Source organism: Pseudomonas sp. TJI-51 (genome assembly GCF_000190455.2).
Lineage (GTDB): Bacteria > Pseudomonadota > Gammaproteobacteria > Pseudomonadales > Pseudomonadaceae > Aquipseudomonas > Aquipseudomonas juntendi.
This window is the reverse complement of the sequence record NZ_AEWE02000011.1, coordinates 5,973-6,803: the sequence shown is the minus strand read 5'-3', so window position 1 is coordinate 6,803 and position 831 is coordinate 5,973. Positions and strand designations below refer to the sequence as shown.

1 pseudogene is annotated in these 831 nt (G+C 67.3%); it reads right to left on the bottom strand.

Features of this window, described 5'->3' with window-relative positions:
* A pseudogene (locus tag G1E_RS29085) lies at positions 1-831 on the bottom strand (hybrid sensor histidine kinase/response regulator); the annotation flags it as partial.

Here is an 831-nt window from a genome sequence, read left to right as displayed (position 1 = left end):
GGGGTTGCAGGCGCTGCCGCGGCCAGCCGGACTCCAGGCAATCGCCAATCAGGTCCTTGGCCTGCTGCAGCACATTCAGCGACTCGTTCAGCACCAACTGGCGAATCTCGGCCAGGTCCGAGCCAGCCAGGCCGCCCTGGCCGTTTTCCTCCAGCGGGCCGACCATGCCGTTGAGGGTAGCCTCCACGTACAGCAGGGCACCTGCCACATCCATCAGCACCGCATCGTCAACGGCACGCGTCCCCTCGGCCAGCGCCTGCAAGGCCAGCACCTGGTCGATGATCCCGCCGTGGCTGCTGAAAGCCCAGCACGGCGAGGGTATCGGCGACATGCCGCAGGGGCGCCAGCAAAGCGTCAAGCTGTTCACGGTGCTGACGGTCGCCGCGCACGAACTGGTCAAGCCGCTCCTTGATGCGCATCAGGTCGTCGCACAGCGCGGTCACTACCGAGCGCAAGGCATCCCGGCCCGGCCCGGCCTGCAGCTGTTCACGCCAATTGCCCAGCGACAGATCGAGGTTGGCCAGGTCATCGGCACCGGCGAAGCGGTGCGCCGTGCCGCTGATCAGGCTGGCCTGGGCCAGCGGCTCGACACCCCGGCAGGCGCGCAACTGGTTGAGCAACGGCAGCATCACCAATGGCAGGTCATGGCGCGCGCCACGCAAGCGTTCAAGGTACGCCGGCAATTGCTCGAGGCCGCGGAACAATGCGCCCAGGCAATCCCCACGCGGGCTGACCTGGCCATCGGCCAAGGCCTTGGCGAACAGCTCCAGCTCTTCGGCCAAGCGTGTTGCGCCGGGCAATTCGAGCATACGCAGGCAACCATGCACCTGG